The organism is Microbacterium algihabitans (genome assembly GCF_032464975.1).
In the GTDB taxonomy this organism is placed as follows: domain Bacteria; phylum Actinomycetota; class Actinomycetes; order Actinomycetales; family Microbacteriaceae; genus Microbacterium; species Microbacterium algihabitans.
The window spans coordinates 127,249-140,982 of sequence record NZ_JAWDIU010000006.1 but is presented as its reverse complement, the minus strand read 5'-3'; the positions used below and the strand labels follow the sequence as shown (position 1 = coordinate 140,982).

Sequence of the window (13,734 nt, the reverse complement as noted above, 5' to 3'; positions counted from 1 at the left end):
GGCATCCGGGATCTGCTCGGATCACTCCGCGGGAGGAGACACCACCCGCGGGGACGTCGGGTCGAGGCGCGCCCCCGTGCCGACACGGGCGTGGCGACGCGAGTACGCGAAGTAGATCGCGAAGCCGATGGCCAGCCAGATGAGGAAGCGCAGCCACGTCTCGACCGACAGGTTGAGCATGAGGTAGGTGCAGATCAGCGCCGAGAGGATCGGCAGAACCGGGTTGAACGGCACGCGGAAGCCGCGCTTGAGGTCGGGGCGCTTGCGGCGCAGCACGATCACGCCGATCGACACGAGCACGAACGCCGACAGGGTGCCGATGTTCACCATCTCTTCGAGGACGCCGATCGGGGTCACCCCCGCGACGATCGCCACGATCACGGTGACGATGATCGAGATCACCCACGGGGTGCGGAAGCGCGGGTGCACCTTGGCGAGAGAGCCCGGGAGCAGGCGGTCGCGCGACATCGCGAAGATGATGCGCGTCGCGCCGATCAGCAGGGTGAGCACGACGGTGGTCAGACCCGCGACCGCGCCGGCGGCGATGACCGTGGCCATCCACGTCTGTCCGTGGAAGGCGAAGGCGTTGGCGAGGGCCGCGGCGGGGTTGAGCTCGGAGTAGGGCACCATGCCGGTCACGACGATGGCGACCGCGCAGTACAAGATCGTGCAGATGATGAGCGAGGCGATGATGCCGATCGGCAGGTCGCGCTGCGGGCGCTTGGTCTCTTCGGCGGTGGTGGCCACGACGTCGAAGCCGATGTAGGCGAAGAACACCAGGGCGGCACCGGCGAGGATGCCGCCGACGCCGAACGTCGCGGGCTCCAGTCCCGAGAGGAACTGCAGCAGCGGCTGGGTGAGACCCGAGGCCGACTCGGTCGGCACGGAGTCGGGGATGAACGGGTTGTAGTTCGCGGGGTTGATGAACAGGATGCCGGCGATGATGACGAACAGCACGATGAACAGCTTCACGGCGACGAGCACGAGGTTCACGCGCAGCGACTCCTTGATGCCGACGGTCATCAAACCGCCGAGCACGAGCACCAGCAGAATCGCGGGCACGTCGACCACGCCGCCGTACGAGATGGCCTCGGGCAGGGTGATGCCGAGCTGCTGCAGGAAGGTGCCGAGATACGCGCTCCATCCCTGGGCGACCACGCTCGCGCCGAGGAACATCTCGAGGATGAGGTCCCAGCCGATGATCCACGCGAACAGCTCGCCGAGCGACGCGTACGAGAAGGTGTAGGCCGAGCCCGATACGGGCACGGTCGAGGCGAACTCGGCGTAGCACATCGCCGCGAGGCCGCACGCGATCGCGGCGATGATGAAGCTGATGACCACGGCAGGGCCCGCGACGTCGTGGGCGGCGCGACCGGTGAGGGTGAAGATGCCGGCGCCGATGACGACGCCCACACCGAACACCGTCAGGTCGAGTGCGCTGAGGGACTTCTTGAGCCGGAATTCGGGCTCATCGGTGTCGGCGATGGACTGCTCCACCGACTTGGTACGGAAAAGGCTCACGGAACGCTTCCTCTGTCTCTGGTGATGTCCCAGGAGCGAACACCACCCGTGGAGGATAGTCCCTCGCGCGCACCCCCATCCATCGCTTGCGAAGCCGCCCGACGGCACTCGAATAGCAGATGGAATTGTCATGCGGGTAATTCATCGATTACAGGTGTAAGGTTTTTCGTATTATGGCTATGAAGCACATCACGCACCTCGTCGACGATCTCGACGGTTCCGTCCTCGAAGACGGGCAGGGAAAGCAGATCACCTTCTCCGTCGAGGGTCGGGCTTATGAAATCGACCTCTCCGACCGCAACGCCGACAAGTTCTATTCGGCGATCGCCCCCTTCGTCGACGCCGCCCGATCGGTTTCGCGCGGCACCACGACCGCCCGTCGCACGCGCACCACGCGTCGTTCGAGCGACGTCGATCTCGGCGCCGTGCGCGAATGGGCACGCGCCAACGGGCACACCGTGAGCGACCGCGGTCGCGTTCCGGGCACTGTGCTCGACGCGTACGCGGAAGCGAATTCCTGATCGCGTTCCCCCTGCGGTGACCTGCGTTCCGCGCGGGCACCGACCTTGAGCACCACCACGGCAGCGTTCGCCGTGGTGGTGCTCGACCGTGTGGCGACGGGGGTTCCCCGGCGAGAGCACCTCGACACTTTCCGCGGATGCGGTGAAAGCTGACGAAGGTGCGGGTGAATTTGCAATCCGTCGCGGGGAATGGCTTACACGTGGGCCTTATCGTCGCGTCATGGCGAAAAAGCACATCACGCAGATGATCGACGATCTCGACGGGCGCATCATCGAAGACGGAACGACCCTCACGTTCTCGCTCGAAGGCCGGGCATATGAAATCGATCTTTCACATGCCAATGCCGCGAGACTCCACGACGCATTTCACCCGTTCATCTCGGCCGCGCGTGTCGCCGGATCCACGGCCACGACAGTGCGACGTACTCCGCGCGGCCGGGCGATCCCCACTCGCGACCTCACCGACGTCCGCACGTGGGCGCACGAGAACGGCTACGCCATCAACGAGCGCGGTCGCATCTCTTCCGCCGTCCTCGAGGCCTACGACGCCGCGCATTAACCGCGTCGCCTCGCCTCGCCCGCGTCGAAGAGACCGGATGCCCCGCTGAGCGGCATCCGGTCTCTTCTGCGTCGGGGCAGTGCTGATGGGTCAGACCAGGGCGGTGCGCCCGGCGCCGGCGGCGAGGCGCTCGGCGGCGAGACCCTCGGCCGCGGCCAGCGGGGTGACCCCGCGCACGGCGGCCTCGTCGAAGACGCGGCGGATGGTGTCGCCGATGCCCGCCACTCGACCCATGATCTGCTCGAGCGTGCCCTGCTCCTTCGCGACGCCGTCGAGGTAGATCACGCCGCCCGCGTTGACCACGAAGTCGGGCGCGTACAGGATGCCGCGGGCGGCCAACCGGTCGGCTCCGGCGCGGTCAGCGAGGGGGTTGTTGGCGGGCCCGCACACGCTGCGCGCATCGAGGGCGTCGATGACGTCGTCGGTCAGCACGCCCCCGATGCCCGCGGGTACGAAGACGTCGGCGGGCACGAGGTGCGCCTCGCTCGGCTCGACCCACGCGGCGCCGAGCTCCGCGGCGGCGGAGCGCTTGGCGGGGTTGACGTCGGTGACGGTCAGCACGGCGCCCTCGGCGGCGAGGCGCTCGGCGAGACGGCCGCCGACCTGGCCGAGACCGGCGATCGTGATCCGGCGACCGGCGACGTCGCCGGTGCCCACGGCCCGCTCGAGCGTCGCCACGAGGGAGGTGTAGACGCCGAGACTGGTGGGGCCGGCCGGTTCGCCGGAGCCGCCGACGGAGTCGGGCAGACCCACGACGTGCGCGGTGCGCTCGCTGACGACGAGCATGTCTTCGGTGGTCGAGCCCACGTCTTCGGCGGTGCGGTACAGCCCGCCGAGGCTCTCGACCGCATCGCCGAGGTCGAGGAACGCGGCGCGGCGGCGGTCGGCGTCGAGAACGGTGCCCGGGGGCAGACCGACCACCGACTTGCCTCCGCCGGCGTCGAGGCCGGCGGCGGCGTTCTTGAGCGTCATCGCGGCCGACAGGCGCAGCGCGTCGCCGAGGGCGTCGGTCCACGAGGGGTAGGTCCACAGGCGGGCGCCGCCGAGGGCGGAACCGAGAACCGAGGAGTGCAGCGCGACGGCGATGAAGAGGCCGCTGCGCCGCCCCGTGATCACCTCCACGCGCTCGTGGGTGAAATCGGGCAGGGGCAGGGCGTGGGTCATCGCGTTCCTTGTCGTCGGCCGCCTTGTGGGCGGCACTTCCCGGATGCCGCGGCGTTGCGGCATCCGGAATCCATTCTGACGCGTCGCCGGGCGTCACGCGAGCGCACGTTCGCGGGTCGCCCGTGCGCGTTCGCGCCCGGCCGGTGGCGGGGCTCGCTCTAGGCTGTCGGGCATGACCGACGCCCTCCCCACCCGTAGTCGCCTGGTCGCTGCCGCCCTCGAGGAGGCGGGCATCGCCGGCCGCATCGTCGTGCTGCCGGATGCCGCGTCGACGGCTGCGCTTGCCGCGGCCGCCCTCGGTGTCGAGGTCGGCGCGATCGCCAACAGCCTCGTGTTCTGGAGCGACGACGAGCCTCTGCTCGTCATGACCAGCGGTGCGCATCGGGTCGACACGACGGCTCTCGCCGAGCGGCTCGGACGCGGCGGCATCCGTCGGGCGACCCCCGAGCAGGTGCTCACCGCGACCGGCCAGCCCATCGGGGGAGTGGCCCCGACCGGACACCCCGCGCCCCTGACCACGGTGGTCGACGAAGACCTCGCGGCCTTCCCCGAGATCTGGGCCGCGGGCGGCACGCCGCACACGGTGTTTCCGCTGACGTTCGACGAGCTGGTGCGGCTGACCGGCGGCACGGTGACGCGGGTCGCCTGAGCGGGTGCGATCGTCAGGTGGCTGAGCTTGTCGAAGTCACCGGGGGTTCGCGGGGCGTGGGGTGGTGCGATGTGAGGTGGCTGAGCTTGTCGAAGTCACCGGGGGTTCGCGGGGCGTGGGGTGGTGCGATGTGAGGTGGCTGAGCTTGTCGAAGTCACCGGGGGTCCGCGGGTCTCCGGTCCCTTCGACGGGCTCAGGGACCTGGGTTCTGTGGGTTGCGGGCCCTTCGACAGGCTCAGGGACCTCGGTTCTGCGGATTTCCGGGCCCTTCGACGGGCCCAGGAAGGGGAAGGGCCGGGCGGCGGCGGGTCGGGGCGGCGCCGCCCGGCGGGCTCACACCCCGGGGGCGGGTGTGAGGGCTGTGAGGCAGACCACCGCAGCGGCGGCCGACCACGCCTGCGGACGGCAGGCGGCGGGGTAGGGCGTCGGCACCGACGAGTGGGTACGCGGGTCGCCCGCGTGCAGCTCGGGCACGCGGTACGCGAAGCCCTCGGCGGCATCGAGCAGGCCGTCGACCACCGCGCGCGCCTGGTCGTGCAGGCCCGCACGCAGCATGCCGTGCGCGGCGATCGCGGTGTCGTGCACCCAGACGCTGCCCCCGTGATACGACAGCGGCCAGTATCCGGCGGCGCCGGTCGACATGGTGCGGATGCCGTATCCACTCGACATGCTCTCGCTCAGCAGCAGCTGGGCGACGTGCGCCTCTTCGGCGGGGGAGAGGATGCCGGTGCCGAGCAGGTGCCCGATGTTGCTGGTCAGCGTGTCGACCGGGCGCTTGTCGCGGTCGAGGGCGACGGCGGGGTAGCGGCCCTCGGGCGTCTCGACCCAGTAGGTCGCGGCGAAACGCTCCTTGAGGTTGGCGGCCCAGGCGCGCCAGAACGCGACGTCATCGGCATCCGCCCCCTCACCGAACTGCTCAAGCAGGTCGGCTCCGGCGAGGGCGGCCTCGTACGCGTACGCCTGCACCTCGCACAGGGCGATCGGACCCTCGGCGAGGCGGCCGTCGCGCCACTGGATGGAGTCGCCCGAGTCCTTCCACCCCTGGTTCGACAGGCCCGTGCCCATGCGGTCGATGTAGTCGAGGAAGCCGTCTCCGTCGCTGTCGCCGCTGTCGCGGATCCAGCCGAGGGCGCCGCGGAGCGTGGGGAGCAGCGCGCGCACCTCGGCCTCGGGCATGCCGCCGCGCCAGGCGTCGGCGAGCAGGCAGATCCACAGCGGGGTCGAGTCGACGCTGCCGTAGTACTTCGGCGGCAGCACGATGCCCTCACCGGGGATCTCGAGCGCCGAGGCCCGCAGCTCGTGCAGGATCTTGCCCGGTTCCTGCGCGGTCTGCGCGTCGTCGTCGGCGCCCTGCAGGCGGGCGAGGACACGCAGAGTGGATGCCGCGATCTCGCGGTCGAGCGGGAGCGCGAGCCGCGCGGCCCAGAGTGAGTCGCGGCCGAAGAGCGTGAAGAACCACGGCGCTCCCGCGGCGAAGAACTCGTCGTCGGGGTGATCGGGGAGCACGAGCCGCAGGGCGTCGAGGTCGTCGAGCGCCGTGCGCAGCCATCGCGACAGGCGCGGGTCGGGGGCGGTCGCGGCGAGGGCAGCGGCATCCCACCGGGCGGGAGCCGTGGCCGAGCCCACGACGAGGGTGTCGTCGCGGAGCGTCAGCGTCCACCCGATCTCGGCGGAGCCGAAGGGAGCGATCTCGACGTCCCACTCGGCCTCGACCTCGTGACCGGTCGACGCCACGCGGGCGCTCGGCGCGACCAGTTCGAGGCCCTGGGCACCGGCATCCACTCGGGCTTCGTCTCCCTCGATCGCGGTGTCGGCGTCGCGTGCGGCTGCGTGACCCGACTTCACCTCGTGCAGCTGGGCGAACTCAGGCGCGAGGGTCAGCCGCAGCGTGGTGCGGAGGGGGTGGTCGACGCGCGAGTGCACGGTCCACGACTCGCTCACCACGCCGTCGGCGACGCGGCGGTCGCGCAGCAGCCGCACCTTCGGGTCGGGCGTGGTGTCGTCGAGCCCGCGCAGCAGTCCGCCGAAGACCACGCGCGAGGCGCCGTCGGGGGCGGTCGAGATCCACTCGATCGGTGAGCCGTCGCAGCTCGCGGTGAGCGAGCGCACGTGCCGCACGTCGCCGTGGTAGACACCGTGCACCGCGGCCGCGCCCATGTCTCCCGTGCCGTCGGACCACACCTGGGTGGGGGCCCGCAGCACGATGAGCGCATCGCTGAGCAGCGGTTGCAGGGGAGGGGTGTCGACCGTCGTCCCGGCAGGCGAGGTGGTGGGGGCGGTGGTCATTCTTTGACGGCTCCTTCGCTGGCGTTCATGATGCGGCGCTGGAAGATGAAGAACACCACGGCGACCGGGATCGTCATGATGGCCGCGGCCGCGAGTTTGAGGGGGAATTGGCTGCCCTGGCTGAGCTGACCGCTCGCCAGCGCCGCCACGCCCTTGGTCAGGGTGGTGAGTTCGGGCGACTGGGTGGAGATGACGAAGTGGCTCAGCTCGTTCCACGATCCCTGGAACGACAGGATCACGATCGTGATGAGCGCGGGCCGGGCCATCGGCAGCACGACCGACCAGAAGATGCGGAACGTGCCGGCTCCGTCGATGCGGGCCTGCTCCTCGACCGAGGGTGGGATCGACTCGAAGAAGTTCTTCATGATGAACACGCCCGCGGCATCGACCAGCAACGGCAGGATCATGCCCGCGTACGAGTCGTACATGCCGAGCTGGTTGATCACGAGGAACTTCGGGATCAGCAGCACCACCGAGGGCACGGCCATCACGGCGATCAGGGCGGCGAACACCACCCCGCGCCCGCGGAACTGCAGGCGCGCGAGGGCGTACCCGGCGAGGGAGTTGAAGAACACCCGGCCGGCGGTGACGAACAGGGTCACCACGACCGAGTTGCCGAACCACACGGGGAAGTCGGAGTTCAGGAACAACCGCTCGTAGGCCGCCCACGTGAACGGTTGGGGCGCGAGCGAGATCGGGTCGGCCGCCGCCGCGGCATCCGTCTTGAACGACGTCGCCACCTGCACGAGGAACGGATAGATGTAGATGACCGCGAGAACGATCAGCAGGACGTAGAGACCGATCTGCCAGCGCAGGGCCTTGCCCGACATGCGGTGCTTCGCGGGCCGACCGGGCCCGTCGATGCGCTGCTCGGCGAGAACGGTGGTCTGGGGCGAGGCCGTGGCCGTCATCGCTTCGCTCCCTTCTGTGCGGGCACCTCGTATTGACGCAGGCGTCGGCGCGAGACCGGGCGGTCGCGCAGCACGAAGCGCTGCAGGATCGTGAGCGCCACGATGATGACGAAGAGCACGAAGGCGATCGCCGCACCCTGACCCCACTGCTGCGACAGGAACGCCGAGGAGTAGCTGAGGTAGGCGGGGGTCAGCGTGGTCTTTCCGGGGCCGCCCTGCGTGCCGGTGTAGATCTGGTCGAACACCTGCCACGTGCCGATGAGGCCGAGGGTCAGCACCGTGAACAGCACGGGCTTGAGCTGCGGCAGGGTGACGCGCCAGAAGCGCTGCCAGCCGGTCGCGCCGTCCATCATCGCGGCCTCCTGCACGTCGGCGCCGATGTTCTGCAGGCCGGCGATGAACAGCAGCATGAAGGTGCCCGAGGTGGTGAACACGGCCATGAGGATGAAGGCCGACATCGCGACCGAGGGGCCGGCGAGCCAGTCCCACCACGAGACGCCGAGCATCGTGTTGCCGGTGAGGAAAGCCGGGCCGCTGGTGATGCCCACGGCTCCGAGCAGGTTGTGCACGACGCCGGACGGATCGCTGAACCAGTTCGGTCCGTTGATGCCGAACCACGACAGCGCCTGGTTGACGGCACCGGATGCCGAGAAGAGGAAGAGCCACAGCACGGTGATGGCCACCGAGCTCGTGACCGAGGGGAAGTAGAAGGCGGTGCGGAACAGACCGCGTCCGCGCAGGATAGCGCGGTTGACGAGAACGGCGAGGAAGAGCGACAGGGCGGTCTGCAGCGGTACGACCAGCAGCACGTACCAGGCGTTGTTGCGCAGCGCCGTGCCGAAGTCGCGTTCGGCGAGACCGCCGCCGGTGGTGACGGCGGCGTAATTGTCGAGACCGACGAAGCCGACGTTGGACGAGAAGGGGCTGCCGCGCCCGGTCCAGTCGGAGAAGCTCACCCACAGCGCCATGAGCACGGGGACGAGCAGGAACACGCCCAGGATGATCAGCACGGGGGCGGTGAAGAGCCAGCCGGCGGCGGCCTCGCCGCGCCGGATCCCCGGGGAGGAGGATCCGGCGCGACGCGGCGCTGAGGTGAGAGCACTCATGGCTACTTGGTGATGGCCTCGAGGTTGGACTGCGCCGTCTGCAGCAGCGCCTGCGGGTCACCCGTCTTCAGCGACTCCAGCTGGGCGTTGAAGTCGGTGATGACGTCGGCGGCACCGGCCATGTTCGGCGGGAACTGCGCGTACTCGGCTCCGGAGAGGAACGCCGTGAGGTCGGGGTTCGCGGTGCTCCACGCGTCGGCGGCCGACTGGATGGAGGGCATCGGGCCGAAGGCCTTCGAGAACGCCAGCTGCTGGTCGGTGCTCGTCAGGTACTCGACGAGAGAGCGGGCCTGCTCCTGGTTGCCGCTGTCGGCGGCCATGCCCCAGCAGTTGGTGAACTGCAGCGTGCCCTTGCCGCCGGGGCCCGCGGGCAGCTCGGCGACCTGGTACTTCACGTCGGGGTAGTCGGCCGACATGGCGCCGGTGATCCAGTTGCCCTCGATGACCATCGCGGCCTTCTGGGTGCCGAACGCCTCGCCGCCCCAGCCCGCGCCCACATCCGACGCGAAGGCGAAGGTGCCGTCGTTCAGGTGCGTCTTGACGTAGTTGAGCGCCTCGACGTTGGCGGAGCTGTCGGCCGTGGCCGTGCCGTCGGAGACGAGTCCGCCTCCGGCCTCGGCCATGAAGGCACCGACGCGCTGGTACTCGGCGCCGAACGCGAGACCGACGCGGCCGTCGGTGGTGAGCTTCTGGGCGACGGATGCCAACTGGTCCCAGGTCGTGGGGACATCGGCATCCGTCAGCCCTGCCGCCGACCACAGGTCGGTGTTGATGATCAGGGCCAGGGTCGAGAAGTCCTTGGGCGCGCAGTAGAACTTGCCGTCGACGGTGAAGTTGTCGACGAGCGAGGGGTAGAAGTCGTCCTTGTTCGCCAGGTCGTCGCCGTACGCCGCGATCGAGCCGTTCGCCGCGTAGCCGGCGAGGGCCTCGGGGGCGAGGTAGAACAGGTCCGGCGGCGAGCCGGCCGCGAAACCCTGCGAGAGCTGCTGGGGGAGGTCGTTGGCGGTCTGCACCTCGGCCTGCACGCCCGACTGCTCGCTCCAGGCGGCGACGGCGTCGGTGACGGCGGTGGTCTCGGCGTCGCCCGAGGAGCCGATGAGGATGCTGAGCTTTCCCGAGCCCGAGGCCTGGGATTCGCCGGGGGTGTCGTTGAATCCGGAGCCGCACGCGGTGAGCGTGAGGGCTCCGGTGGCGAGAAGTGCGCCGGCGGCGAGCCAGTTCCGGGCGGTGTGCCGTGTCATGTGTCTCTCTCCTTCGATGAGGCATGCGACCCCTCCGGGTGCTCGGAGGGCCGTCGGTTTGATCGTTCAAATGACGGTTGGACAACGGTAAGGAACGGCGGTGTTTCCTGTCAAGCGGTTGCCCGCCCGCATAGGCTGTCGGTCTGGCCGTCCGGCCTGCACCCGCCGTCGTCGCGGATCGCGGAGGTGCCGGAGGATCGGAAAACCGGATGCCGCGGGGCACCGGCCACGGCACGGGGGAGACGAGACATGGCGAAGGCGCCCACCGTCGACGACGTCGCACGCGTCGCCGGGGTCTCGCGGCAGACCGTGTCGAACGTCGTGAACACCCCCGACATCGTGCGCGAGGCCACCCGCCTGCGCGTCGAAGCCGCGATCGCCGAGCTCGGCTACCGCCCCCACGCCGCCGCGCGCCGCCTGCGCACGCGTCGGAGCTCCACCATCGGCATCCATCTCGATCCGTACGCCGGGGGAATCTCGGGCGTCGTGCTCGACCGCTTCGTGCACGCCCTCACCGAACGCGCGGGCGAGCGCGACATGCGCGTGCTGCTGTACGCCGCGCGCACGCCCGAAGAGGAGATCGCCCGCCTCGGCGATCTGCTCGAGGGGGGAGAAGTGGATGCCGTCGTCATCACCGGAACCTTCCACGGCGACCCGCGCACGGGGTGGCTGCTCGACCGCGCCCTGCCGTTCGTGTCGTTCGGACGGCCGTGGGGCGAGGACGACGTCGAAGCCCCCGCGCACCTCTGGGTCGACGTCGACGGAGCGGCGGGGACGCGCGCGGCGACCGCGCACCTGCTGGCCCAGGACGGCCAGCGCATCGCCTTCCTCGGGTGGCCGACTGGGTCGGGAACCGGCGACGAACGCGAACGCGGGTGGCGCGAGAGCGCGGCCTCGGGACCGCGTTGGGTCGTCGAAGAGAACGTCTCGGCGGCTCGCGACGTGGTGGCCGCCGGTCTCGCCGCCGACCCGGGCGTGACGGGCATCGTCTGCGCGAGCGACTCCCTCGCGATCGGCGCGCACCTCGCCGTCACCCTCGCCGGCCGGAGCGACATCACGGTCATCGGCTTCGACAACACCCCCGCGGTGGAGGCGCTCGGCCTGTCGAGCGTCGAGCAGTTGCCCGAGAAGGTGGCATCCGGAGCCCTCGACCTGCTCATGGGCGAGAACGGCACGGTCGTCGCCCCCCGCGCACCGACGGCCGGAGCGGCGCACGTGCTGGTGGAGCCGCGGCTCGTCGTTCGCTGAGGCGCGGGGGTGGGCGCGGGCGGCGCCCGGGGAGTGTGGGGCGGGATCCGTCGATTGGGGCGAGAATTTCACGCCCCGAACGACGAAACTCGCCCCGAACGCGCGTCAGGCCGGCCGGCCGATGCGGCGGGCGAGCTCGGCGGCGGTTCCGGATGCCGCTGACGCCAGGGCCTCGGCATCGTGCGGGGGTCCGTCGGCCGGCCACGTGATCGCCACGGCCGCGGCGGGCCACCCGGCGTGATCCAGCACCGCGGCGGCGACGGAGCGGAATCCGGGAGTGACCTCGCCGTTCTCGCTCGCGTGGCCGTCGGCCCGCACGAGGCGGAGCACCTCACGCAACTCGCGCGGGGTCGCGGGGCCCGCACCGTGGCGCTGGGTGAGGGCCGTGGCATCCGGGAATAACGCCCGCACCTGTTCGCGGGGGAGCGCCGCGAGCATGGCCCGCCCCGTCGCCGTGAGGTGTGCAGGCAGGCGCACGCCGACATCGGTCACGAGCGCGGGGCGGCGCGGAGCGCGCTCTTCGACGATGTACAGCACATCTCGGCCGGCCAGCACGGCGAGGTGCGCCGATTCGCCGACCCGGTCGGAGAGGCCCGCCAGCAGCGGACGGCCGAGGCGGGCGAGGGGCTGCTGCCGGGCGTATCCGCCGCCGAGCTCGAACGCCGCGGTGCCGAGGCCCCAGCGACGGTCGCCGGGCAGGTGCACGACGTAGCCGTGCTGCTCGAGGGTCGCGAGCAGGTGATAGACGCTCGAACGCGGGATGCGGAGGGTCGTCGCAATCGACTGCGCGGCCATCGGGCCGGGCTGACGCGCGAGCAGCGAGAGGATCCGCAGCGTCTGATCGGCGGCGGGAACCTGCGGACGGGGAATGTCTGGCATGACAGACACAGGATGCCAGAACCCCGTCGTCGCGCGACAGTGCGCGCGATGGAATCGGCGTATGAACGCGAGCGTCACCGTCGGATCCCAGCCCCTCACCCCTCAGGATGTGGTCGCCGTCGCGCGCCACGACGCGCAGGTGACGGTGGACGACGACGCCCTGCAGCGCGTGGCCGACACCCGCGCCCTCATCGAGGCGCTCGCCGACGACCCGCAGCCGCACTACGGCATCTCGACCGGCTTCGGGGCGCTGGCGACGACCTTCATTGCCGAGGACCGGCGCGCTCAGCTGCAGGCGAGCCTCATCCGCTCGCACGCCGCCGGCACCGGGTCCGAGGTCGAGCGCGAGGTCGTGCGCGCCCTCATGCTGCTGCGGCTGCAGACCCTGTCCACCGGTCGCACCGGGGTGCGCCCCGTCGTGGTCGAGACCTACGCCGCCCTGCTGAACGCCGGGATCACCCCGGTCGTGCGCGAATACGGCTCGCTCGGCTGCTCGGGCGACCTCGCGCCGCTGTCGCACGTGGCCCTCGCGGTGATGGGCGAGGGCGAGGTACGCGACGCCGCCGGCGATCGGCGATCCGCCGCCGACGCGCTCGCCGCCGCCGGGATCGCCCCGGTCGCCCTGCGCGAGAAGGAGGGCCTCGCCCTCATCAACGGCACCGACGGCATGCTCGGCATGCTGCTGCTGGCCCTGCACGACCTCGAGATGCTACTCACCACGGCCGACGTCTCGGCGGCGATCTCGATCGAATCGCAGTTGGGGACGGATGCCGTCTTCGCGGCCGACCTCATGGCGCTTCGCCCGCAGCTGGGGCAGGCGGCATCCGCGGCGAACCTCCGCGCGTTCCTCGCCGGCTCGCCCATCGTCGCGAGCCACCGCGGCCCCGAGTGCACCCGCGTGCAGGATGCCTACTCCCTGCGTTGCGCTCCCCAGGTGCACGGCGCCGCGCGTGACACGATGACCCACGCGGCGCGGGTCGCCGAGCGCGAGCTGGCATCCGCCGTCGACAACCCCGTCGTCACCGTCGACGGGCGCATCGAGTCGAACGGCAACTTCCACGGCGCCCCCGTCGCGTACGTGCTCGACTTCCTCGCGATCGCGGTCGCCGACGTGGCCTCGATGTCGGAGCGCCGCACCGACCGTGCGCTCGACGTCGCCCGCAGCAACGGGCTGCCGCCGTTCCTGGCCGACGAGGTGGGGGTCGACTCGGGCCTGATGATCGCGCAGTACGCCGCCGCCGGAATCGTGTCGGAGCTCAAGCGCCTCGCCGCCCCCGCCTCGGTCGACTCGATCCCCTCGAGCGCCATGCAGGAGGATCACGTGTCGATGGGCTGGGCGGGTGCCCGCAAGCTCCGTCGCTCGATCGACGGGCTCGCCCGCGTGCTGGCGATCGAAGTGCTGACCGGATGCCGCGCCCTCGACCTGCGCGCTCCCCTCGAGCCCGCGGCGGCCACCGGCGCCGTGCGCGACCTCGTCCGCACGCGTGTCGAAGGCCCCGGCCCCGACCGCTTCGTCTCGCCCGAGATCGAGGCCGTGACCGAGCTCGTCGCCTCGGGCGCGGTGGCGCGGGTCGCGCTCGCTCGGACGGATTCCGCCCACACGCTCTCCACTCCCGTACACACCGCCTGACCTCGCGCCCCGATCGAAG

The 13,734-nt window shown here is 70.8% G+C and carries 12 protein-coding genes; 5 read left to right on the top strand and 7 right to left on the bottom strand.

Translation table 11 applies throughout. From position 1 onward, the window contains the following. Positions 1–21: 21 nt before the first annotated feature. Positions 22–1,521 (bottom strand): amino acid permease, encoded by a 1,500-nt coding sequence (locus RWH43_RS15220; RefSeq protein ID WP_144834006.1) that lies wholly within the window; start codon positions 1,519–1,521, stop codon positions 22–24. Between the two features lie 179 nt (positions 1,522–1,700). Here RWH43_RS15220 and RWH43_RS15215 point away from each other — a divergent pair, with 179 nt between their 5' ends. After that, positions 1,701–2,042 carry a histone-like nucleoid-structuring protein Lsr2 gene (locus tag RWH43_RS15215; protein WP_308071721.1) on the top strand — a complete coding sequence of 114 codons (342 nt, stop codon included), beginning with the start codon at positions 1,701–1,703 and terminating at the stop codon, positions 2,040–2,042. 220 nt (positions 2,043–2,262) lie between these two features. Continuing rightward, positions 2,263–2,601: a histone-like nucleoid-structuring protein Lsr2 gene (locus RWH43_RS15210; protein WP_144834010.1), complete on the top strand. Its 339-nt coding sequence runs from the start codon at positions 2,263–2,265 to the stop codon at positions 2,599–2,601. A gap of 90 nt (positions 2,602–2,691) precedes the next feature. On the opposite strand, the gene RWH43_RS15205 is transcribed toward RWH43_RS15210, so the two are convergent. Continuing rightward, the gene (locus RWH43_RS15205) at positions 2,692–3,765 is read right to left on the bottom strand and encodes a Glu/Leu/Phe/Val dehydrogenase family protein (protein ID WP_144834012.1); all 1,074 of its coding nucleotides are present in this window, start codon (positions 3,763–3,765) and stop codon (positions 2,692–2,694) included. A gap of 172 nt (positions 3,766–3,937) precedes the next feature. Between RWH43_RS15205 and RWH43_RS15200 the strand changes: the two genes are divergently transcribed. Continuing rightward, positions 3,938–4,414, top strand: coding sequence for a YbaK/EbsC family protein (locus RWH43_RS15200; protein WP_144834014.1), 477 nt, complete (start codon positions 3,938–3,940; stop codon positions 4,412–4,414). 333 nt (positions 4,415–4,747) lie between these two features. Here RWH43_RS15200 and RWH43_RS15195 read toward each other — a convergent pair whose 3' ends face one another. The 4 genes from RWH43_RS15195 to RWH43_RS15180 all read right to left on the bottom strand — a co-directional run bounded on the left by RWH43_RS15195 (position 4,748) and on the right by RWH43_RS15180 (position 9,958). Next, positions 4,748–6,700, bottom strand: coding sequence for a glycogen debranching N-terminal domain-containing protein (locus tag RWH43_RS15195; RefSeq protein ID WP_316001866.1), 1,953 nt, complete (start codon positions 6,698–6,700; stop codon positions 4,748–4,750). Then, entirely contained in the window at positions 6,697–7,530 is an 834-nt protein-coding gene (locus tag RWH43_RS15190) for a carbohydrate ABC transporter permease (protein ID WP_396652424.1), read from the bottom strand. Before RWH43_RS15190 ends, RWH43_RS15195 begins: the two co-directional genes overlap by 4 nt. A 77-nt stretch (positions 7,531–7,607) precedes the next feature. Beyond that, positions 7,608–8,717 (bottom strand): carbohydrate ABC transporter permease, encoded by a 1,110-nt coding sequence (locus RWH43_RS15185; protein WP_154097524.1) that lies wholly within the window; start codon positions 8,715–8,717, stop codon positions 7,608–7,610. A 2-nt stretch (positions 8,718–8,719) separates the two neighbouring features. After that, positions 8,720–9,958, bottom strand: a complete 1,239-nt coding sequence (locus RWH43_RS15180) for a sugar ABC transporter substrate-binding protein (RefSeq protein WP_316001865.1) — start codon at positions 9,956–9,958, stop codon at positions 8,720–8,722. Between the two features lie 249 nt (positions 9,959–10,207). Between RWH43_RS15180 and RWH43_RS15175 the strand changes: the two genes are divergently transcribed. Next, complete coding sequence (locus tag RWH43_RS15175) at positions 10,208–11,206, top strand: LacI family DNA-binding transcriptional regulator (RefSeq protein ID WP_154097526.1); 999 nt, start codon at positions 10,208–10,210, stop codon at positions 11,204–11,206. A gap of 105 nt (positions 11,207–11,311) precedes the next feature. Here the strand turns inward: RWH43_RS15175 and RWH43_RS15170 are convergent, their stop codons facing one another. Further along, positions 11,312–12,085: an IclR family transcriptional regulator gene (locus RWH43_RS15170; RefSeq protein ID WP_154097527.1), complete on the bottom strand. Its 774-nt coding sequence runs from the start codon at positions 12,083–12,085 to the stop codon at positions 11,312–11,314. Positions 12,086–12,146: 61 nt separating this feature from the next. On the opposite strand from RWH43_RS15170, the gene hutH reads away from it, so the two are divergent. Beyond that, entirely contained in the window at positions 12,147–13,715 is a 1,569-nt protein-coding gene (hutH, locus tag RWH43_RS15165; protein ID WP_316001864.1) for a histidine ammonia-lyase, read from the top strand. Positions 13,716–13,734 lie beyond the last annotated feature (19 nt).

Coding starts and splice junctions, on each gene's coding strand:
- RWH43_RS15170 (WP_154097527.1), bottom strand. CDS start 12,085: ATGCCAGACATTCCCCGTCCGCAGGTTCCCGCCGCCGATCAGACGCTG.
- RWH43_RS15215 (WP_308071721.1), top strand. CDS start 1,701: ATGAAGCACATCACGCACCTCGTCGACGATCTCGACGGTTCCGTCCTC.
- RWH43_RS15195 (WP_316001866.1), bottom strand. CDS start 6,700: ATGACCACCGCCCCCACCACCTCGCCTGCCGGGACGACGGTCGACACC.
- hutH (WP_316001864.1), top strand. CDS start 12,147: ATGAACGCGAGCGTCACCGTCGGATCCCAGCCCCTCACCCCTCAGGAT.
- RWH43_RS15210 (WP_144834010.1), top strand. CDS start 2,263: ATGGCGAAAAAGCACATCACGCAGATGATCGACGATCTCGACGGGCGC.
- RWH43_RS15185 (WP_154097524.1), bottom strand. CDS start 8,717: ATGAGTGCTCTCACCTCAGCGCCGCGTCGCGCCGGATCCTCCTCCCCG.
- RWH43_RS15200 (WP_144834014.1), top strand. CDS start 3,938: ATGACCGACGCCCTCCCCACCCGTAGTCGCCTGGTCGCTGCCGCCCTC.
- RWH43_RS15205 (WP_144834012.1), bottom strand. CDS start 3,765: ATGACCCACGCCCTGCCCCTGCCCGATTTCACCCACGAGCGCGTGGAG.
- RWH43_RS15190 (WP_396652424.1), bottom strand. CDS start 7,530: ATGTCGGGCAAGGCCCTGCGCTGGCAGATCGGTCTCTACGTCCTGCTG.
- RWH43_RS15175 (WP_154097526.1), top strand. CDS start 10,208: ATGGCGAAGGCGCCCACCGTCGACGACGTCGCACGCGTCGCCGGGGTC.
- RWH43_RS15180 (WP_316001865.1), bottom strand. CDS start 9,958: ATGACACGGCACACCGCCCGGAACTGGCTCGCCGCCGGCGCACTTCTC.